The organism is Amycolatopsis sp. CA-128772 (assembly GCF_002904295.1).
GTDB lineage: Bacteria > Actinomycetota > Actinomycetes > Mycobacteriales > Pseudonocardiaceae > Amycolatopsis.
This window is the reverse complement of the sequence record NZ_PPHG01000048.1, coordinates 83,035-102,996: the sequence shown is the minus strand read 5'-3', so window position 1 is coordinate 102,996 and position 19,962 is coordinate 83,035. Positions and strand designations below refer to the sequence as shown.

The 19,962-nt window shown below is 71.3% G+C and carries 15 protein-coding genes; 7 read left to right on the top strand and 8 right to left on the bottom strand.

The window, feature by feature from the left end; translation table 11 throughout:
• Window positions 1-504: 504 nt before the first annotated feature.
• A complete protein-coding gene (locus tag C2L59_RS18070; RefSeq protein WP_103350688.1) occupies window positions 505-1,719 on the bottom strand; it encodes a helix-turn-helix transcriptional regulator in 1,215 nt (404 codons plus the stop codon).
• A 558-nt stretch (window positions 1,720-2,277) separates the two neighbouring features.
• A complete protein-coding gene (locus tag C2L59_RS18065; protein ID WP_103350687.1) occupies window positions 2,278-2,721 on the bottom strand; it encodes a type II 3-dehydroquinate dehydratase in 444 nt (147 codons plus the stop codon).
• Between the two features lie 239 nt (window positions 2,722-2,960).
• Between C2L59_RS18065 and C2L59_RS18060 the strand changes: the two genes are divergently transcribed.
• The gene (locus tag C2L59_RS18060) at window positions 2,961-4,220 is read left to right on the top strand and encodes a cytochrome P450 (RefSeq protein ID WP_103350686.1); all 1,260 of its coding nucleotides are present in this window, start codon (window positions 2,961-2,963) and stop codon (window positions 4,218-4,220) included.
• Window positions 4,221-4,363: 143 nt separating this feature from the next.
• Here C2L59_RS18060 and C2L59_RS18055 read toward each other — a convergent pair whose 3' ends face one another.
• Both C2L59_RS18055 and C2L59_RS18050 read right to left on the bottom strand, forming a co-directional pair.
• A complete protein-coding gene (locus C2L59_RS18055) occupies window positions 4,364-5,275 on the bottom strand; it encodes a transketolase family protein (RefSeq protein ID WP_103350685.1) in 912 nt (303 codons plus the stop codon).
• A complete protein-coding gene (locus C2L59_RS18050; protein ID WP_103350684.1) occupies window positions 5,272-5,967 on the bottom strand; it encodes a thiamine pyrophosphate-dependent enzyme in 696 nt (231 codons plus the stop codon). The genes C2L59_RS18055 and C2L59_RS18050 overlap by 4 nt, the downstream gene beginning before the upstream one ends.
• A 199-nt stretch (window positions 5,968-6,166) precedes the next feature.
• On the opposite strand from C2L59_RS18050, the gene C2L59_RS18045 reads away from it, so the two are divergent.
• Genes C2L59_RS18045 through C2L59_RS18030 form a run of 4 tightly spaced genes read left to right on the top strand, consistent with a single transcriptional unit; the run spans window position 6,167 to window position 10,909 of the window.
• Entirely contained in the window at window positions 6,167-7,435 is a 1,269-nt protein-coding gene (locus C2L59_RS18045; RefSeq protein WP_103350683.1) for a cytochrome P450, read from the top strand.
• Window positions 7,436-7,491: 56 nt separating this feature from the next.
• Complete coding sequence (locus C2L59_RS18040) at window positions 7,492-8,229, top strand: thioesterase II family protein (protein WP_103350682.1); 738 nt, start codon at window positions 7,492-7,494, stop codon at window positions 8,227-8,229.
• Between the two features lie 23 nt (window positions 8,230-8,252).
• A complete protein-coding gene (locus C2L59_RS18035; protein WP_103350693.1) occupies window positions 8,253-9,458 on the top strand; it encodes an acyltransferase in 1,206 nt (401 codons plus the stop codon).
• Window positions 9,455-10,909, top strand: a complete 1,455-nt coding sequence (locus C2L59_RS18030; protein ID WP_103350681.1) for a bifunctional 3-(3-hydroxy-phenyl)propionate/3-hydroxycinnamic acid hydroxylase — start codon at window positions 9,455-9,457, stop codon at window positions 10,907-10,909. Before C2L59_RS18035 ends, C2L59_RS18030 begins: the two co-directional genes overlap by 4 nt.
• Here C2L59_RS18030 and C2L59_RS18025 read toward each other — a convergent pair.
• From C2L59_RS18025 to C2L59_RS18010, 4 genes are all read right to left on the bottom strand, one after another.
• A complete protein-coding gene (locus C2L59_RS18025; RefSeq protein WP_103350680.1) occupies window positions 10,906-11,940 on the bottom strand; it encodes a CaiB/BaiF CoA-transferase family protein in 1,035 nt (344 codons plus the stop codon). The genes C2L59_RS18030 and C2L59_RS18025 overlap by 4 nt on opposite strands.
• A complete protein-coding gene (locus tag C2L59_RS18020) occupies window positions 11,937-12,332 on the bottom strand; it encodes a cobalamin B12-binding domain-containing protein (RefSeq protein ID WP_103350679.1) in 396 nt (131 codons plus the stop codon). Before C2L59_RS18020 ends, C2L59_RS18025 begins: the two co-directional genes overlap by 4 nt.
• Window positions 12,332-13,909 (bottom strand): methylmalonyl-CoA mutase family protein, encoded by a 1,578-nt coding sequence (locus tag C2L59_RS18015; RefSeq protein WP_103350678.1) that lies wholly within the window; start codon window positions 13,907-13,909, stop codon window positions 12,332-12,334. Before C2L59_RS18015 ends, C2L59_RS18020 begins: the two co-directional genes overlap by 1 nt.
• A gap of 149 nt (window positions 13,910-14,058) precedes the next feature.
• Window positions 14,059-15,963, bottom strand: coding sequence for a multicopper oxidase family protein (locus C2L59_RS18010; RefSeq protein ID WP_233223545.1), 1,905 nt, complete (start codon window positions 15,961-15,963; stop codon window positions 14,059-14,061).
• Between the two features lie 307 nt (window positions 15,964-16,270).
• On the opposite strand from C2L59_RS18010, the gene C2L59_RS18005 reads away from it, so the two are divergent.
• Both C2L59_RS18005 and C2L59_RS18000 read left to right on the top strand, forming a co-directional pair.
• Window positions 16,271-18,040, top strand: coding sequence for an ABC transporter ATP-binding protein (locus C2L59_RS18005; protein ID WP_103350677.1), 1,770 nt, complete (start codon window positions 16,271-16,273; stop codon window positions 18,038-18,040).
• Window positions 18,040-19,836: an ABC transporter ATP-binding protein gene (locus C2L59_RS18000; RefSeq protein ID WP_103350676.1), complete on the top strand. Its 1,797-nt coding sequence runs from the start codon at window positions 18,040-18,042 to the stop codon at window positions 19,834-19,836. Before C2L59_RS18005 ends, C2L59_RS18000 begins: the two co-directional genes overlap by 1 nt.
• Window positions 19,837-19,962: the final 126 nt, after the last annotated feature.

Below are 19,962 nucleotides of genomic sequence, written 5' to 3'. Positions count from 1 at the left end.
CGGGCGCCGGTGAGGGGCGGCATACGGCGGTCGCGGGGCCGGGCGGCCGCGGTGACCCGCTCGCTGCGACGGCCGGCGCTTGAGGGGCCGGGCGGCAACAGCGGCCCGCCCGCTGCGGCAGCCGGCGCCGAGGAGGCAAGGGACCGCTCGCACACCCACCGGAGCCGTGCGGTGACGGAGCGCATCGGTGCTGGGCCTGCGCGCCCGAAGACCCGGAGCAGCCGGACCGCGCGGCGCGGCACAAGTACATAAGGAGAAGCGGCGAGAGGCTGCCGGAGCCACCAGCGACCTCGCCACCCCGCCCGAACCATCCGCCCGCACCACCCACCGCGAGCACCTCGGTGACCACCGCTGCCACGGCACCGGGGCAGCGGCGCGCACCGAGCGCGTCACGTCGAGCGTGTCACCGTCGGCGTCGCGGGCTGCGCTGCCCGTCGCGACGCCGTTGCGACCCTCGCAGTGTTCCCACGGAACACCGCATCCAACCCATCAGCAGTCAGCGCGTCAGGTGACCATGTTCCACGCGGCCGCCAGCTCGACCCGGGACGTGATGTTCATCTTCTGGAAAACCTTCTTCAGGTGGAACGCCACCGTGTGCCGGGAAATGAACAGCTGCCGGCCCACCTCGTTGTTGGTGTTGCCCTGGCTGACCAGTTCGGCCACCGCGAACTCCGTGCTCGTCAGGCCGTGGGGTACCACACCTTCGCATTCCACATTGCGGGTAGTCCGCCGCCGGACGCCGTATTCGCGGAGTTTGTTCACCACGCGGGCCGCGTCCCTGGTTGCGCTCACCGCCGCATACGTGTCGGACACCGATTCGAGAATGCGAATGGTGCGCTCGCGTTCCGCCGGCCGGGTGGCCAGCAGGGTGGCCAGGTCTTCGCGCGCGGAAGCCGCGCACCAGCGGTCGGGGTGGATTTCGGCCGCCTCGCGCAATTTGGCCGCGTCCTGTTCCAGCAAACCGGCCGCGTGCAGGGCGGAGCCGCGGATGACGCTGAATTCCGGTTGCTCGGCGGCCACCGCGGTGGCCGCTTCCACGGTGAGCTTCGCCAGGTCGTCCGCGCCCAGCTTCAGGCAGACGCGGACCAGCCAGGACGCCGCCGCCGGCTCCGAAACCAGGAGCTGGCGGAGGACCACCGGGTTGGTGACGATGCCGGCGATGAGGCTCGCCGCGCTCTCCACCCCGCTGCGGGCCTCCACCGCCTGCGCGGCCACCCACGCCCCCGGCGCCTGGCCGAAGTACCCCAGCAGGGCTTCGTCGGCCAGCTTGTCCACGAAGTGCCGGCACGCCCGCATGTCCGCGCGGCGCAGCGCACCCAGCGCCAGCACGACGTAGCTGGGCGGCCGCAGGGACCGGTCACCGCAGCCCTCGGCGATCTGCAGCCCCGTGCTGATCTCGGCCATCGCCCCGTCGACGCTGCCCATGGCGAACAGCAGGCTGCCCCGGACGTTGTGCGACACGGCGGTCATCCGCTCGGACGAGGACCCGCCCCGGGTCGCCTCGACGGCGTCGAGCACCCGGCGGCCCGACTCGAGCTTGCGGGCCTTGACGAGCAGCCCGACATACCAGAACTGGGCCAGGTCGTAGAGCTCGGGAGCGTCCTGGCGGCTGCCCGCGGCGGCCGCCTTGGCGCACTGCAGACCCTGGTCGAGCCGCCCGTCGAACCACGAAGAAGCGGACCTCCGGAGGAATCCCGCGGTATCGCAGGACCTTCGCATCAAATCGTCGCCGAATCCGGTGAATGGATTTTTCGGCACATGCAAGCTTGGTACGTCCAACATCGATCGGCCATCCCCAGAAATAGACGCAGCAGAATCGATCTTGCGGCGCGCCGCGCTTCAGCGGAATTCGCAACCGAGGCCATGGACGGCATGGCCGCAGAGGCCGTCCAGTCAAGCCAGGATAATGCGCACCGCGTTAAGTCGCTGTTCGAGGCGCTGCAGATGATCAACGAACGGCGGCGCGTTGGCGAAGACAAAATGAGCGCGCCACAGCCACCTCCCAGTTGGCTTGTGAAAGATTAACCTCTTTGCCTCACCCACGATAGCTTCGGCCCAAGCTTCCCTCCGTACCACTGTGACGACAGTCACATTCCTCCAGAATGCCTTATACGTGCGTTCTCCCTTGCGTACCAACAAGATTGTCTGCTGCACCGGAGGTCGAATCAGCCTACTGGCCTAGGGTGTATTCGGTTAGTAGTCAACCAACCATCGGTCGACGCTATGTCCCAATGGCCGCCTTGTGTCGTTACCCGGCCGCCGTGGGCACCCACCCGGTCACTGATTACCCGCAACCAGATGCAGCAGCGCCTGCGCCGCCAAGCGGTAACCGAAGGCCCCCAAACCCACCACCACACCGCTGGCGAGGGGGGCGATGACCGACTCGTGCCGGAACTGCTCGCGCGCCCACACGTTGCTCAGGTGCACCTCGATCCACGGCGGCTGGTAGCTCGCCAGCGCGTCACGCAGGCTCCAGCCGGCGATCATCAGCGCGCCGGGGTTGACGATGGCACCCACCGTGCGGTCGTGGTGCTCGTGGATGGCGGCGACCAGCTCGCCCTCGCCCTCGCGCTGGATGGACAGCACTTCCCAGCCGCGGGCGCTCACCTCTTCGGCGACGGCCTTTTCGATGTCGGCGAGCGTGTCGGTGCCGTAGATCTCCGGCTCACGCCGGCCCAGCACACCCAGGTTCGGACCGTTCAGCAACAGGACGACGCTCACGGGACACCTCACACAGCCGGCGGTCGGTCGGACCACCCCATGCTGTCGGCGCCCTCCGGCCGCGAACACCCCTACTTTGACAGTCACCCTTACCGCACCCGGCAGACCTATCAGACCGAGGGATGCCCGGCCCGCGCGACCCGACCTAGGCTCCGAGGTGACCAGGCCGGTCGCGGGATCGCCTGCTCCCGTCGATCGCCGTCCGGCCCGCGCGAGACCGGGAATGGAGTTCCGCCGCAGTGACGACCAAGGTGACCGAATCCGGCAACGAATCGATGCGCTCGCCCCTTCCCGAGCAGTACGTCCGGCGCGAGGACCCGTTCACGGTGCCGGCCGCCCTGGTGGCGGCGGCCGGGGAAGGGCCGATCGCCAAGGCGCAGCTGGCCGGCGGCGACCCGTTCTGGCTGGTGTCCGGGTTCGAGGAGGCCCGCGCGGTGCTGTCGGACCCGCGGTTCTCCTCCGACCGGTTCAGCTACCACCCCCGGTTCAAGGAGCTGCCCGAAGAGGTCCGGGACCGGCTGCGCAACGACAAGGCGCGGGCCGGGTCGTTCATCAACATGGACCCGCCGGAGCACACCCGGTACCGGAAGCTGCTCACCGGGCAGTTCACCGTCCGCCGGATCCGCGAGCTGGGCGCCCGGATCGAGGAGATCGTCGCCGGGCAGCTCGACGCCATGCTGGCCAAGGGCAACACCGCCGACCTGATGACCGAATTCGCGTTCCCGGTCCCCTCGCTGATGATCTGCGAGCTGCTCGGCGTCCCTTACGCCGACCGCGACGAGTTCCAGGAACGCGCCAAGCTCCTGCTGCGGATGGACCTGCCGGTCAAGGAGGGCATGGAGAACTTCGAGGCCCTGCGCGCGTTCATCCAGCGCCTGATCACGGAGAAGCGGGAGAACCCGGCCGACGACATCCTCTCCGGCTTGATCCACCACGCCGGCGCCGACCCGGCGCTCACCGACGACGAGCTCGTCAACATCGCCAACCTGCTGCTCCTGGCCGGCTACGACACCACGGCGAGCATGCTGGGGCTGGGCATCTTCGTGCTGCTGCAGCGCCCGGACCAGCTGGCCGCGCTGCGCGACGACCCCTCCCGCACCGAGGACGCCGTCGAGGAGATGCTGCGCTACCTGTCCGTCATCAACCCCGGCCTCTTCCGGTTCGCCACGGAGGACCTGGAGCTCGGCGGCGAGCGGATCCCGGCCGGCTCGACGGTGGTGGTGTCCGTGCTGGCCACCAACCGCAACGACCGGCACCGGCCGGCCGCCCAGGAGCTGGACGTGACCCGGCCCCGCGGCCCGCACCTGGCCTTCGGCCACGGCGTGCACCAGTGCCTCGGCCAGCAGCTGGCCCGGATGGAACTGCAGATCGGTTACCCCGAGCTGCTGCGCCGGCTGCCCGGCCTCCGGCTCGCCGTGCCGCCCGGGGAGATCACCTTGCGCAACGACATGCTGACCTTCGGCGTGCACACCCTGCCGGTCGTCTGGGACACGCCCTGACGCGGTAATACTGCCGGCTGCCGAAAGGGCCGGTCCGGGCAAGCGCCCGGGCCGGCCTTTCGGCATCCGGAACACACCCCCGGACGCACGACGGCTCCGCACCCACCGTGGCGAACAGCGGGTGCGGAGCCGGTGGAGCAGGGTCAGCCGAGGAAGTCGCCGATCGACGCGGCCAGGCTTTCCGCGTCCACGCCGAGCAGCCGGTCGTGCTCCGCGGCCGTGCCGTACACGCGGGCCTCGCGATCACGCCAGGTGCCGAACGCCCGCAGCCGGTGCGGGACGTCGCCGAGGGCCTCGTTCACCTCGAACGCCGAGGTGCCCTGCAGGTACGGCTCGACCAGGACCACGTCCGGCCGGGCCGCGCCCACCGCGGCGCGCAGGCCCGCGCGGTCGAACGGGCGGATCGTCGAGGCGTACAGCACGGTGACGTCCAGGGTGGCCGTCGCCGCGAGCACCTGGTCCAGCACCGGGCCGACCGCGAGCACCACGCCGCGGCTGCCCCGGCGCAGCACGGTGAACCCGTCGGACACCGGCACCGCCTCGGCGTTGGCGCGCTCGGAGAGCCGCACGTAGACCCGCCCGCTGCCGGCGATCGCCTGGCGCAGCAGCGGGGCGACCTCGTCCTCGTGGCCCGGCACGTGCACGGTCCAGCCCGGCAGGGTGTCCAGCAGCGCCACGTCGCCGGGCGCCTGGTGGGTCCGGCCCCACGACGGGTCGTCGTAGGAGGCGCCCACGCTGACCAGCACCGCGCCGACGTCCTGGTGGCCGAGGCCGATCTTGATCTGCTCGAACGGCCGCTCGATCAGGAACGGCCCGTAGGTGTGCACCATCGGGCGCATCCCGGCCAGCGCGAAGCCACCGGCGATGTCGATCATCGCCTGCTCGCGGATGCCGAGGTTGACCACCCGGTCCGGGTGCTCCTTCTTGGCTTCCCAGAAGAACCACGACGAGATGTCCGCGGTCAGCACGACCAGGCGCGGGTCGGTGTCGAGCGACTCGACCACCGTTTCCGCCCAGACGGTCCGCATCTGCTTCCTGGTCAGCTGGGCGGTCATGCCGCGCTCCCTTCCGCGAACGGGAGGATCTCCGCCACGACGACCTGCGGCCGCCCGTCGGGCTCCCTGGTCAAGGCCTCGTACAGGGCGTCGTGGTCACGGCCGTTCACCGTGCTCGCCCGCCAGTCCTCGCCGGCGAAGCGGGCGGCGATCCCGCCCGGCCAGCCGAGGCTCGCCGTCTTGTTGTCGATGACGATCGCGGTGAGCCGGTCCAGGCCGAGCCGGCCGGCGATCGCCATCGTCTCGTGGTTGCTGCCCTCGTCGAACTCGCCGTCGCCCATCAGCACGAACACCCGGGTGTCGTGGTGGCCCTGCGCGCGCAGCGCGAGCGTGGTGCCGACGCCGAGCGGGAGCCCGTGGCCGAGGGAACCGGCGCTGATCTCCACGCCGGGCGCCAGGTTGCGGTCCGGGTGCATGCCGAGCGGCGAGCCGAACGTCCGCCAGGTGTCCAGCGTTTCCGGGTCGATGAAGCCCTTCGCGGCGAGCATCGTGTAGTAGGCCATCGGCCCGTGTCCCTTGGAGAGGTAGAACCGGTCCCGGCCGGGGTCGTCGATGGTCTCCGGCGACACGTTCAGCACGCGGTCGTAGAGCACCCAGAGGACGTCCAGCGTTGATGTCGCGGCCGCCAGGTGCTTGTCGTCCCCGGTCAACCTGGCGAACAGGCCTTTTATCGTCTCTTCTGTCGTCAGCATTCGCGCTTCCTCGGTCGCTTCGGGCACGAGTCCTGTCGCAGGCTAGGTCGTCCGCGGACCGCCGGGCATCCCCCGTTCTGATAGCGCCCGGCCCCTTCTGTCCACAAAGGACATGCCGAGCACTGTCAGGTTGGGGGATGCTCAACCGGCCGGCGCTTTCCTACGCTCCGAACGTCCGTCACCAGGAAAGGGGAGGTCCATGACCGCCACTGCCGGGCCGAAGGCCGAACCGGTCGACCTGCTTTCGCCGGAGGTCGTCGCCGACCCGTTCGGCTGGTACGCGCGGTTGCGCGAAGAACCCCTGGCCGGGCACGGGACGCTGAACCTCGGCACCATGATGGGTGGCCCGGACATGTGGCTGGCCACCCGCTACGACGACGTGCTGCAGGTGCTCACCGATCCGCGGTTCCTCACGAACCCGCCGGCGGACTCGCCGATGGCGGACATCCGCGACGGCATCTTCAAGCGGATGAACTTCCCCGAGGACCTCATCCCGTGGATGGCCAACAAGCTCAACTCCGCCGACGGCGAGGAGCACACGCGGCTGCGCAAGCTGGTCTCGTACCTGCTGACCGCGCGCCGGGTCAACGCGCTGCGGTCCCGCGTCGAGAAGATCACCGAGGACCTGCTCGACCGGATCGCGGAGCTGGGCGCGGACGGCTCGCCGGTCGACCTCGTCGAGGAGTTCTGCTTCCCGCTGCCGGTCACGGTGATCTGCGAGCTGGTCGGCATCGACGAGGAGGACCGCGCCGCCTGGCACGCCTGGGGCAACGCGATGGCGACCATGGACGCGCCGAACATCCCGCCCGCGCTGCGCAAGTGCATCGCCCTCTCGCGGGAGCTGATGGCCCGCCGCCGCGTCGAGCCGAAGGACGACCTGGTCACCGCGCTCGTGCAGGCGCAGGCCGAGGACCCGGCCCGCGTCTCCGACGACGAGATCGTCGGCATCCTGTTCAGCCTCGTCACGGCCGGGCACCAGACGACGACGTACCTGATCGGCAACTCCGTGCTCTTCCTGCTCGAACACCCCGAGCAGTTCGCGCGGCTGAAGGCCGAACCGCAGCTGTGGGCGCAGGCCGTGCGGGAACTGCAGCGGCTGGGCCCGCTCCAGTTCACCCAGGTGCGCTTCCCGTCGGAGGACGTCGAGCTCGGTGGCGTCACGATCCCCAAGGGGGCGCCGGTCGCGCCGCTGCTGCTGGCGGCCAACACCGACCCGCGCAAGTTCTCCGAGCCGGACAAGCTGATCGTCGACCGGCTGACCGTCGCCAACGAGATGCACCTGTCCTTCGGCAAGGGCATCCACCGCTGCCTGGGCCAGCACCTGGCCTACCAGGAGGCGGAGGTGGCGCTGCACGCGCTGTTCACCCGGTTCCCGGACCTGTCGCTGGCCGTCCCGCGCGACGAGCTCCCGTGGATCCTGCGGCCCGCGTTCACCCGGACCAAGACCCTCCCCCTGAAGCTCGCCTGAGCACAGGGCAGGCGAAAGGCAGTTCGCTCGTGCACCGACCAGACGCCGAGAAGTGGTTGCGCCGGTTCGAACGCGCCCCCGACGCGCGGGTCCGCCTGGTGTGCCTGCCGCACGCCGGCGGCTCGGCCAGCTTCTTCTTCCCGCTGGCCAAGGCCCTCGCGCCCGCGGTGGAGGTGCTGGCGGTCCAGTACCCAGGGCGCCAGGACCGGCGGCACGAACCACCCGTCGGCAGCATTTCCGGGCTGGCGAGCCGGATCCTGGACGTGCTGCGCCCGTTCGACGACCGGCCGCTGGCCCTCTTCGGGCACAGCATGGGCGCGATCATCGGCTACGAGATCGCGTTGCGGATGCCCGAAGCCGGGCTGCCCGCGCCGGTGCACCTCTTCGCGTCCGGCCGCCGGGCGCCGTCGTGCTACCGCGACGACGACGTGCACGGCGCGTCGGACGAGCGGCTCGTGTCCGAGCTGCGGAAACTGGGCGGTTCCGACGCGGCCATGCTCGCCGACCCCGAACTGCTCGCGATGGTCCTGCCCGCCATCCGCAGCGACTACCGGGCGGTCAAGGACTACCGGCACGAACCCGGGCGCCGGCTGGACTGCCCGGTGACGGCGTTCACCGGCGACCGCGATCCGCGGGTGTCGGTCGGCGAAGCCCGCGCCTGGGCGGAGCACACGACCGGGCCGGCGGACCTGCGGGTGCTGCCGGGCGGGCACTTCTTCCTGGTCGAGCAGGCCGCCCCGATGATCGCGACGATGACCGAAAAGCTGGCCGGCGCCGTGCTGAGCCGGCCGTGACCGCGGATGCACTGGAGGAACACGTGACGCGAGCTGGTGTCCGGCGTGCGTTGGCGCCCAGCGAACGGATCCACGCCGTCAAGGAGGCGTACATCGGTTACACGGTGCGCGCGACCGGCCGGCTGGATCCCGAGGCGCTGACCACCGCGTTCGAAGCGGTGTACCGCGCCTACCCGCACCTCGCGGCCCGGGTGGAGGTCACCGAAGACGGCGTCGTGCTCACCGAGTCGGATTCGCGGCCGGAGATCCGATTCGCCGACGGCGACCCCGGCCGGCCGCTGGCCGGGCTCGACCTCGACCAGAGCCGGGCGTTGAGCGCGCTCAACGTCGTCCGCGACGGCGATGAGGCCGGCGTCTGCCTGGCGGTCCAGCACAGCGTGGCCGACGCGCACCACGCCACCGCGATCCTCTCGACGCTCTGGTCGTGCTACACCGACGTCGTCGAAGGCGTGGCCCTCGACCTGCCCCGGCAGCCGTACCCCCGGTCGCTGGAGGACCTGCTGGCCGAGCGCGGCATCCACGCCGACGGTCCCCCGGCCGCCGGGCCGCCGCCCGCGGTGTCCCCCGCGGAACCGGTCGTGCGGCACGTCGTCCAGCACCGGCTTTCCGAGGCGGAAACGGCGGCGCTGGCCGACCTCGGGCACCGCGAGAAGGTGACGATCAACGGCCTGGTGTCGGGCGCGATCCTGCTCGCCGAGGCCGAACTCCGGGACATGCCGCTGACCGACCTGGTGTACCGGTACTCGGTGAACCTGCGCAACCGGCTGGCTCCCCCGGTCGGCGCGACCGAGGGCACCAACGTGCTCGGCGGCGTCGGGTTCAAGGTGACCGCCGGGATGGCCCCCGACGCCGTGGTGATCGGCCAGGCGATCGGCGAACAGCTGCGGGCCGGGCTGACCGATGGTTCCGTGCAGCGCAGCATCCTGGACATGTTGGCGCGGCCCGCCGCCGCGAAGCCGTGGGACCCGAGCCTCGCGCTCGCCGTGGTCAGCATCATGAACTGGGGGGTGGCGCCGCCGATGCGCACCCCGGCCGGCCTGCGGCTGACCAACCTGCACTCCGCGTCCCGGATGCGCGAGACCCTCGCCCTCGGCGGCTACGTGCTGAGCACGTTCGGCGGCCGGGTCGGGATCGACCTGGTGTGGCCCGAAGGCGACCCGTCGCTGCCCGACCGCGTCGCCTGCGTCCGCGAGCGGGTGAACCACGTGCTCCGTGGCGAGCTGCCGTGACGGACACGGACGTCGTCATCGTCGGCAACGGCCCGATCGGCGCGACCCTCGCGGTGCTGCTGGCGCAGCGCGGCCGGCGGGTGACGGTGCTCGAACGCCGTCCCCGGCCGTACAAGCTGCCCCGCGCGACCAGCTTCGACGGCGAGACCGCCCGGCTGCTGGCCGCCACCGGCATCGGCGGCGACCTCGCCGCGATCACCGCCCCGGCCAACGGCTACCAGTGGCAGACCGCCGACGGCCGGACCCTGCTGGACATCGCCTTTTCCACCACCGGCCGCTACGGCCGGCCGGACGCGAACACCATGCACCAGCCGGCCCTGGAGGAGCTGCTCGCGGCCCGGGCGCAGGCGCTTCCCGGGCTCACGGTCCTGCGCGGGCACGAGGTGGTGGCCATCGCCGACGGCGAATCGGGCGTCGAGGTCACCGCCGTCGACGAAGACGAGGTGCCGCGGACGATCTCGGCGCGGTGGGTGGTGGGTTGCGACGGCGCGAACAGCTTCGTCCGCGAGCACCTCGACGTGCCGGTGACCGACCTCGGCTTCTCGTACGAGTGGCTGCTCTGCGACGTCCGGCTGAACGAGCCGCGCGAGTTCGTGCCGACGAACGTCCAGATCTGCGACCCGGCCCGGCCCACGACGCTCGTGGGCAGCGGGCCGGGCCGCCGGCGCTGGGAGTTCATGCGGCTGCCGGGGGAAAGCGCGGCGGAGCTGAACAAAGACGAAACGGCGTGGCGGCTGATGGCGCCCTTCGGCGTCACCCCGGATACGGCGACCCTGCTGCGCAGCACGACGTACATCTTCCAGGCCCGGTGGGCCGACCGCTGGCGGGTGGGCCACGTCCTGCTCGCCGGCGACGCGGCGCACCTGATGCCGCCGTTCGCCGGCCAGGGCATGTGTTCCGGTATCCGCGACGTCACGAACCTGGCGTGGAAGCTGGATCTGGTGCTCGGCGGCCTGGCCGGTCCGTCTCTTTTGGACAGTTACGAGGAGGAACGCCGGGCGGCGGCGAAGGAGGCGATCCTCGCGTCGGTCCAGCTGGGCCGGGTGATCTGCGTGACGGACCCGGCCGCGGCGGCCGCGCGGGACGAGACGGTGCTGGCCAACCGCCGTGGCAAGCCGGCCGGGCGTCCGGAACCGGCTTCGCCGCTCACCGGCGGGCTGGTGCACGAAAGCCCGGGCGCGGGTGTGGTCGTGCCGCACGGGCCCGGCGTCGAGCCGGGTTTCGTGCTGCTGACTTCCGAGGAGTACGACTCGCCGTTCCTCGCCTCGCTCGATACCCGCGTGGTGCGGCCGGACGACGTCCTCCGGCCGTTCCTGGCGCGGTACGGGGCTACTTCGGTGCTGATGCGGCCGGACTACCACGTCTTCGGGACGGCGACCGGCGTGGCGGAGCTCGAAGCGCTGGTCGACGACCTCCAGCACCGGCTTGGGGCCGCGGTCCCGGCCCGTTAGGCGTACTCGCCCAGCGAGGGCGGCGGCCGGTGCTGCGGCTCGTACCCGGCGACCCGGACCGGGCTGCCGACCAGCCGGAAGTCCCCGGCCGTCACGATGGCTTCCGGGGTTTCCGCCAGGGCCTCCGGCAGCGTCCGGACCGCCGACGCCGGTACCCCGAGCGGGCGCAGGCGGGCTTCCCACGACTTCGCCGTGTCCGTCGCCAGGACCTCCGACACCACCGCCAGCACCTCCGCCCGCCGCGCGACGCGCTCTGCCATCGTCTCGAAGCCCGCGATGGCCGCCTCCGTGGCGAACGACTTCCAGAAGCCGTCGTGGGTGATGAACAGCGCCAGGTAGCCCTCGGCCGTGGCGAAGAGCTGGGCGGGTACGTAGAACGAGTGCGCGCCGAACGGACGGCGGTGGGGTTCCGTGCCTTCGTTGAGGTACGCCGAGGCGCGGTAGTTGAGCTGGGACAGCATCACGTCCCGCAGCGTCACCTCGACCTGGCCGCCGCGGCCGGACACGATCTGGGCCAGCAGGCCGAGGGCCGCGGCCAGGCCCGCCGAGTTGTCCGCCGCCGAATAGCCCGGCAGGGTCGGGGGGCCGGCCGGGTCGCCGGTGAGGGCCGCGACGCCCGTCGCCGCCTGGACCACGTAGTCGAAGGCCGGCTCGTCGCCCGCGTCCAGGCCGTAGCCGGTGACCGCGACGCAGACGATCCGCTCGTTCCAGCGCCGCAGCGATGCGTAGGTCAGGCCGAGGCGGTGGATCACCGACGGCTTGAGGTTCACCAGCAGCGCGTGCGATCCGGCGACCAGCTCGCCCAGGCGCCGGCGGCCGTCCGCGGTGTGGAGGTCGAGGCAGATGCTGCGCTTGTTGCGGTTGATGCTGGCGAAGTAGGCGTCGCCCACCTGGCGCGAGAGGTCGCCGGTCGGCGGCTCGATCTTGATGACCTCGGCCCCCAGGTCGGCCAGCAGCATCGTCGCGTACGGGCCGGCGAGGATGTGCCCGGCCTCGAGCACGCGGATGCCCGCGAGCGGGCCGGCGGTCACCGGGGGCTCGCCGTCAGCTTGCCGACCTCGGCCACCAGCACGTCCAGCGCCGTCCCGGTCGGGAAGACCGCGGCCGCGCCCGCGGCCTCGAGCCGGGGCACGTCCGACGGCGGGATCGTGCCGCCGACGATCACCGCGATGTCGCCGGCGCCGGCGGCCCGCAGCGCGTCGACGGTGCGGGTGGTCAGCGACAGGTGCGCGCCGGACAGGATGCTCAGGCCGACCACGGCGACGTCCTCCTGCAGCGCCATCGTCACGATCTCTTCGATCCGCTTGCGGATCCCGGTGAAGATCACCTCGAACCCGGCGTCCCGCAGCGTCCGGGCGACGATCTTCGCGCCGCGGTCGTGACCGTCCAGGCCCGGCTTGGCGATCAGCACCCGGGCCGGCATCAGAACACCACCGGCTGCCGGAACTCGCCCCAGACCCGCTTGAGCTCGGCGACGATCTCGCCGACTGTGCAGTAGGCGCCGGCGCAGTCGATCAGCGGTCCCATCAGGTTCCCCTCGCCCTCCGCGGTCTTCGCCAGCGCGGCGAGGGTGCTGCGCACCGCCGCCCCGTCACGCTCGGCCTTCACCCGCGCCAGGCGCTTCAGCTGCAGGTCCCGGCCTTCGGCGTCGAGTTCGTACATCGAGATTTCGGGCGGTTCCGCCGCCGACATGAACCGGTTGACCCCGACGACCGGGCGCACACCCGCCTCGACGTCCCGGTGCAGCCGGTACGCCTCGTCGGCGATCAGGCCCTGGAGGTAGCCGTCCTCGATGGCCTGGACCATGCCGCCGTGCGCGTCGAGGTCCGCCATGATCTCGATGACGCGTTCCTCGGTCGCATCGGTGAGCGCCTCGACGAAGTAGGAGCCGCCGAGCGGGTCCACGACCCGGGCCACGCCGGTCTCGTGCGCGAGGATCTGCTGCGTGCGCAGGGCGAGCGTCGCCGACTCCTCGCTCGGCAGGGCGAACGGCTCGTCCCAGGCGGCGGTGAACATCGACTGCACCCCGCCGAGCACGGACGCCATGGCTTCGTAGGCGACGCGGACCGTGTTGTTCTGCGCTTGCGGCGCGTACAGCGAGGCGCCGCCGGCGACGCAGCCGAACCGGAACATCGCCGCCTTGTCGGTCTTCGCGCCGTACCGCTCGCGCACGATCGTCGCCCAGCGGCGCCGGCCCGCCCGGTACTTGGCGATCTCCTCGAAGAAGTCGCCGTGGGTGTAGAAGAAGAAAGAGATCTGCGGGGCGAACTCGTCGATCGTCATCCGGCCGCGCGCCAGCACGGTGTCGCAGTAGGTGACGCCGTCGGCGAGGGTGAAGGCCATTTCCTGGACGGCGGTCGCCCCGGCGTCCCGGAAGTGCGCGCCGGCGACGGAAATCGCGTTGAACTTCGGCACCTCGGCCGCGCAGAACTCGATGGTGTCGGCGATCAGCCGCAGCGACGGCTCCGGCGGCCAGATCCAGGTCCCCCGGGAGGCGTACTCCTTGAGGATGTCGTTCTGGATGGTGCCGGTCAGCTTCGCCCGCGGCACCCCGGCCCGTTCGGCGGCGGCGACGTAGAACGCCAGCAGGATGGCGGCGGTGCCGTTGATGGTGAAGCTGGTGCTGATCCGGTCGAGCGGGATGCCGGCGAACAGCACCTCGGCGTCGGCGAGCGTGTCGATGGCCACGCCGACCCGCCCGACCTCCTCGCTCACCTCGGGATCATCGGAGTCGTACCCGCACTGGGTGGGCAGGTCGAGCGCGACGGACAGGCCGGTGCCCCCCTGGTCCAGCAGGTACCGGTACCGGCGGTTGGACTCCTCGGCGGTGCCGAACCCGGAGTACTGCCGGAAGGTCCACAGCTTCTTGCGGTAGCCGGTGGCGAAGTTCCCGCGCGTGAACGGGAACGTGCCCGGACCCGGCGGATCGGCCGGCCGGTCCGCCGGCCCGTAGACCGCCCGCACGGGGATGCCGGACGGGGTGCGCATGCTGTCGCTCATCGCTCACCACGCTAGGAGAGGCGGGGCGGAAGCCCCATACCAATCGTTGGTAGTTCCGCCGTGCCGGGCGTCCCAGCGCCCCGATGAACGACCGCTACTCGGAAAACCCCAGCGAGCCGGGCGGGATCTCCCGCCCGGCTCGCGGTGGTCTAGTGCCCGCTGTGCCCCGTCGCTTTTTGTCCACTGTGGACGCCGACGTGCGGGTGCATGTGGAACCGGGCGATCTCCGGCGGGTGCACGACGAACGGGCGCATCATGCCCATGTCCTCGTGCTCGAGGATGTGGCAGTGGTACATGAACTCGCCGGTGGCGCCGTCGAACTGGCCGGCCACCGTGATCCATTCCCCTTGCCGGGCCTGGAAGGTGTCCTTCCAGCCCTCCTCCCACTTCTCGATCGCCGGGCCCGCGTTCGGCGCCGGCAGCGGGCGGCTCGTGCCGCCCACCGGGACGTTGAACGCGGTCAGGTCGGTCCACGTCGAGCGGGACAGCAGCTGCAGCCGTGTCATGTGGATGTGCATCGGGTGCGGTGAGCCGCCGAGCTGGAGGAAGTGCCAGACCGCCCACCGGTCGCGGTTGATGAAGATCGTTCTCGTGTCGTCGAACAGGCCGGCGACCTTCTTGAACGTCCGCACCTGCCCCGTGGCCGGGTCGGTGAGCTGGATGATCCCGGCCGCCGGGAACTGCGCCGGCAGCTCGGCCGGGTCGGTGATCTCCCGCAGTTCCCACATCGTCGGGTCCGGTTCGCCGGCCACGGTTCCCGGCAGCAGCGCCACGAAGATCTCGTCGTGGTCGGCCGGGACGGTGGTGCCCGGCACGAGCCGCACGTAGGACTTCGAGAGCCGTGGGGGGATCGCGACCGGTTCGCGCCGGGCGCCCGATGCGACCCGGAACTCCATGATGTCCGGTTCGCCGACGCTGCCGGTGTTGGACAGCCGCAGGCGCTGGCCCGGGAACCGGCTGAAGTCGACCAGCAGGTCGACGCGTTCGGCCGGGCTGATGGTCAGGCCGCCCGCCGGCACCGGCGCCGGAGCCGGCAGCAGGCCGGCGTCGGTGCCCGCGATGCGGACCGCGTCGTTGTGCAGGACGCCCGCTTCGTCGATCAGGTCGAGGCGGAAGAACCGCGAGTTCGCCGCGTTCAGCACGCGGAAGCGGTACAGGCCCGCGGCCACGTCGAGGTGCGGCCAGATGACGCCGTTGACGAGCTGGAAGGGACCGGTGACCGGGGCCGTCGTGCCGGTCGCCGGCACGTAGGGCAGCTTGTACAGCAGCTGCCCGGTGAGCGCGCCGGTGGCCGGGTCGGTGTCGAGGTTGCGGTCGGCGATGATCAGCGGGATCTCCCGCTCGCCGCGCGGCAGCCCGGCCGCGTCCTCTTCGGCGTCGCGCACCAGATACATGCCCGCCAGCCCGGAGTAGACGGTGAACCGCGTGACGGCCATGGCGTGGTCGTGGTACCAGAGCGCCGTCGCCGCCTGGCGGTTCGGGTACTGCGTCAGCTGCGCGTCGCCCGACGGCGTCCCGTTGTGCGCCCAGCCGTCGTTGTGCGCGCCGGTCACCGCGCCGTGCAGGTGGACCACGTTCCACGGCGGCAGGTCGGCGACGCCGTCGATCAGCCCGACGCCGGCGGGCAGGCTGCCGTCGGCGTTGCGGTAGCCGGGGGTGTACGCCGGTGACGGCTTCGCGAACGGCACGCGCGCCGCCACCAGGGGAATTTTGCCGGTGAGTTCGTTGCTCCACGCGACGCGCAGGCGCCGCCCGCTGCGCACTTCGATGGTGGGGCCGGGGTATTGGCCCTCGAAGGTCCACAGTGCCGTTTCGGGGAGCTGGGAATGCAGCCGGACGCGGGCGTTCGTCATCCGGACGGTGAGCAGATCCTGTTGCGGCCGCAGCACCGGCGGGATCCGCAACGGGTCGAGGAACTTGGTCAGACCGAAATTCGGGGCCCCAGGCCCGAGCGGCTGGGCCGGCAAAGCGGCCGCCGCCTCGGGTGCGCCCGAGCCGAACAGGCTCGGGCCGAACACGTTGACGCCCACCACCAGACCCGCCGAGCCGAGCATGGCGGAGGTGAGGAACGTCCGGCGGCCGACCGGTTCTTCCGGCGCGCCGTCAGGATCATCCAACGGATAAGCATCGTTCACGCGGGCATCATGAGCCACCGGATGCCCGTTTTGCCAGGGTAATAGGGGGCGCGAAAAGGGAACTACCAAGGTTGGTAGTGGCTCCGCGCCGCGGCGTCCGAAATCCTGGCGGGGCGCGTGGCATCGCACGCTGACTGGAGGGCTTTTCCGTGCCAACGGCTCTGTTCCCGACCGTGCTGTCAACGGCGGCGGGAAACACCGCCGTAGACCTGGCTATGGTGGCGCCATGACCGCACCCGCCGAACCGGCGTCGCCGCCGTCCTCGTTGCTGGCCCTCCTGAAACCGCGGTTGGGCAGATACCGCCGTCAATTGCTGGTGATCGTCCTGCTGCAGGTGGCGCAGGCCGTGGCGTTGCTGTATTTGCCGACGCTGAACGCCGACGTCGTGGATTACGGCGTGCTCACCGGCAACACCGGTTACATCCTCGGGCACGGCGGGATCATGCTGGCCGCGACGCTGGCGCAGATCGCCTGCGCGGGCGGCGCGGTGTACCTCGGCGCGCGAGTCGCGATGGGACTGGGCGCGGACCTGCGGGCCGCGTTGTTCGACCGCGTGTCCGGTTTTTCCGCGCGGGAAATGGCCCGGTTCGGCGCCTCGTCGCTGCTGACCCGCAGCACCAACGACGTCCAGCAGGTGCAGCTGATCTGCTACACCACGCTGGCGATGCTGCTGACCGCGCCGTTCGTGGCGACCGGCGGCATCGTGCTGGCCGTGCGGCAGGACGCGCCGTCCTCGCTGGTGCTGCTGGTCGCGGTGCCGGTCGGGGTGGTGACGATCGGGCTGCTCATCCGGCAGATGGTGCCGGCGTCCCGGCTGCTGCAGCGGTTCGTGGACGCGGTCAACCGCGTGATGCGCGAGCAGATCACCGGCATCCGCGTGATCCGCGCGTTCGTCCGGGACGCGAACGAAAAGCGCCGGTTCGCCGAGGCGAACACCGACCTGATGGACGTGGGCATCCGGCTGGGCCGCGTGCAGGCGTTCTTCGGCGCGACTTCGCTGCTGATCTCCAACCTGGCCGCGGTCGCGGTGCTCGCCATCGGCGGGCACCGGGTCGTCGGTGGCGACCTGCAGCTGGGCACGCTGATCGCGTTCCTGACCTACCTGACGCTGACCCTGGGCGCGGTCACGCAGGGCCTGAGCGTCTTCATGATGGCGCCGCGGGCGAAGGTGAGCGCCGGCCGGATCACCGAGGTCCTGACCACCGAGCCGAGCATCGCCGAGCCCGCCACGCCCGTCGCCGTGGAGAAGTGGCGCGGGGACCTGGACCTCGCCGACGTCACGTTCGGCTACCCGGGCGCCGAAGTCCCCGTCCTGCGCGGGGTGAGCCTGGCCGCGCGGCCCGGCCGGACCACCGCGATCATCGGCTCGACCGGCAGCGGCAAGACGACCCTGGTCAACGTGATGGCGCGGCTGCTCGACGTGGACGAAGGCGCGGTGCGCCTCGACGGCGCCGACGTCCGCGCGGTGGCCCGGCGCGACCTGTCCGCACAGATCGGGCTGGTGCCGCAGCGCGCCTACCTGTTCGCCGGGACGGTCGCGGACAACCTCCGCTTCGGCAACCCGGCCGCCGACGAAGCCCAGCTGTGGCACGCGCTGGAGGTCGCGCAGGCCGCCGAGTTCGTCCGGGCCATGCCCGAGGGGCTGGACACGGTGATCGGGCAGGGCGGCAGCACGGTGTCCGGCGGGCAGCGGCAGCGGCTCGCGATCGCCCGGGTGCTGCTGGCCCGGCCGCGGATCTACCTGTTCGACGACGCGTTTTCCGCGCTGGACAACGCGACCGAAGTGGCGGTGCGCACCGCGCTCGCCCGCGAAATCGGGGATGCCACCCAGGTGATCGTCGCCCAGCGCGTGTCTACCATCCGCACCGCGGAGACGATCGTGGTCCTCGAAGCCGGCCGGGTCGAGGCCACCGGCACCCACGACGAACTGCTGGCCACCAGCGCCACCTACGCGCAGATCGTCGACTCGCAGCTGACCGTGGCGGAGGCGGCCTGATGAGCACCGCACAGGTACCCGCCAAGACGGCCACCAGCCGCGGCACCGCGGTGCGGCTGCTCGCCACCATGCGCCCGGACTGGGCGCGGATCACCGCGATGGCTCTGCTGGCCATCGTCAGCAACGCCACCCTGGTGACCATTCCGTCCCTGCTCGGGGACGCGACCGACACGATCGTGGACGGCATCCGCCACGGCGGCGTCGATTTCGCCGCGGTCAACCGGTTCCTGCTGTGGGCGGGCGTGCTGGCCGTGCTGTCCGGCACGAGCACGGTGGCCCAGGGCCGGCTGACGGCCACCGTCGTCCAGCGGATGGCGTTCCGGCTGCGCGAACGCACCAACGTGACGCTGTCCCGGCTGCCACTGTCCTATTTTGACACCCAGTCCCGCGGCGACCTGCTGTCCCGCACCACGAACGACATCGACAACGTCTCGCAGTCCGTCCAGCAGACGGCCAGCCTGCTACTGACGTCGGTGTTCCTGTTCATCGGGTCGCTGGTGATGATGCTGCGCATCTCGCTGCTGCTGACCGTGGTCGCGCTGGTCGTCCTCCCGGTGACGCTGTGGGCCGCCAAGGTGCTCGCCCGCCGCGCGAAGCCGCAGTTCGCCCGGCAGTGGAAGGCCACCGGAGCCCTCGGCGGCCACCTCGAGGACGTCTACACCGGCCACGACCTGGTCACCGCGTTCGGGCGCTGGGGGCAGTCGCGGGAGAAGTTCGCCGCGTACAACGACGACGTGCGCGCGGCCGGCGCCGAAGCCCAGTTCCGGTCCGGGCTGGTCGCTCCGGCGCTGACGTTTCTCGGCAACGTCGGTTTCGTGCTGATCGCGGTGGTCGGCGGGGTCCGCGTCGCGGGCGGCGCACTGACGATCGGCTCGCTCCAGGCGTTCATCCAGTACGTCCTGCGGTTCAACCAGCCGATCTCCCTGATCGCGTCGCTGATCGGCCCGATCCAGTCCGCGCTCGCCTCGGCCGAGCGCGTCTTCGAGCTGCACGACGCCGAGCCGCAGCGACCGGACCCGGCGCAGCCGCAACGTCCGGCGTCCTTCACCGGCCGGGTCGTCTTCACCGGCGTGTCGTTCCGGTACGTGCCGGACCGCCCGCTGATCGACGACCTGTCCCTGACCGTCCAACCGGGACAGACGGTGGCGATCGTCGGCCCGACGGGCGCCGGCAAGACGACCCTGGTCAACCTGCTGCTGCGGTTCTACGACACGGACGCGGGCACGATCGCGGTCGACGGCGTGGACATCACGGACATGACCCGCGACGACCTCCGCCGCCGGATCGGCATGGTCCTCCAGGACACCTGGCTCTACGGCGGCACGATCGCGGACAACATCGCCTACGGCCGCCCGGACGCCACCCGCGAGGAAGTCGTCGCGGCGGCGACGGCGGTGCACGCGGACCGCCTGATCCGCACCCTGCCCGACGGCTACGACACGGTCCTCGCCGCCGAAGGCGACGGCCTCTCAGCGGGTGAACGCCAGCTGATCACGATCGCCCGCGCGTTCCTGGTGGAACCGGCGATCCTGGTCCTCGACGAAGCGACGAGCGCGGTGGACACCCGCACCGAAATGCTGGTCCAGCAGGGCCTGGCGGCGCTGCGCGAGGGCCGGACGAGCTTCGTGATCGCCCACCGCCTCTCGACGATCCGCGACGCGGACGTGATCCTGGTGATGGAGGCGGGCCGGATCGTGGAGCAGGGCAGCCACCAGGAACTGCTCAAGGCCGGCGGCGCTTATGCCCGGCTGCACGCGGCCCAGTTCTCGGCGAGCCCGGCACCTTCCGAGGCTTGACGGCCGCGGGTGGGCCGGGGCGGCTGATGCGCCCCAATGTGGCGTTCGGTGCGTTGGACGCACCGAACGCCACATTGGGTGCGCTGGACGCAACCAACGCCACATTGGGTGCGCTGGACGCAACCA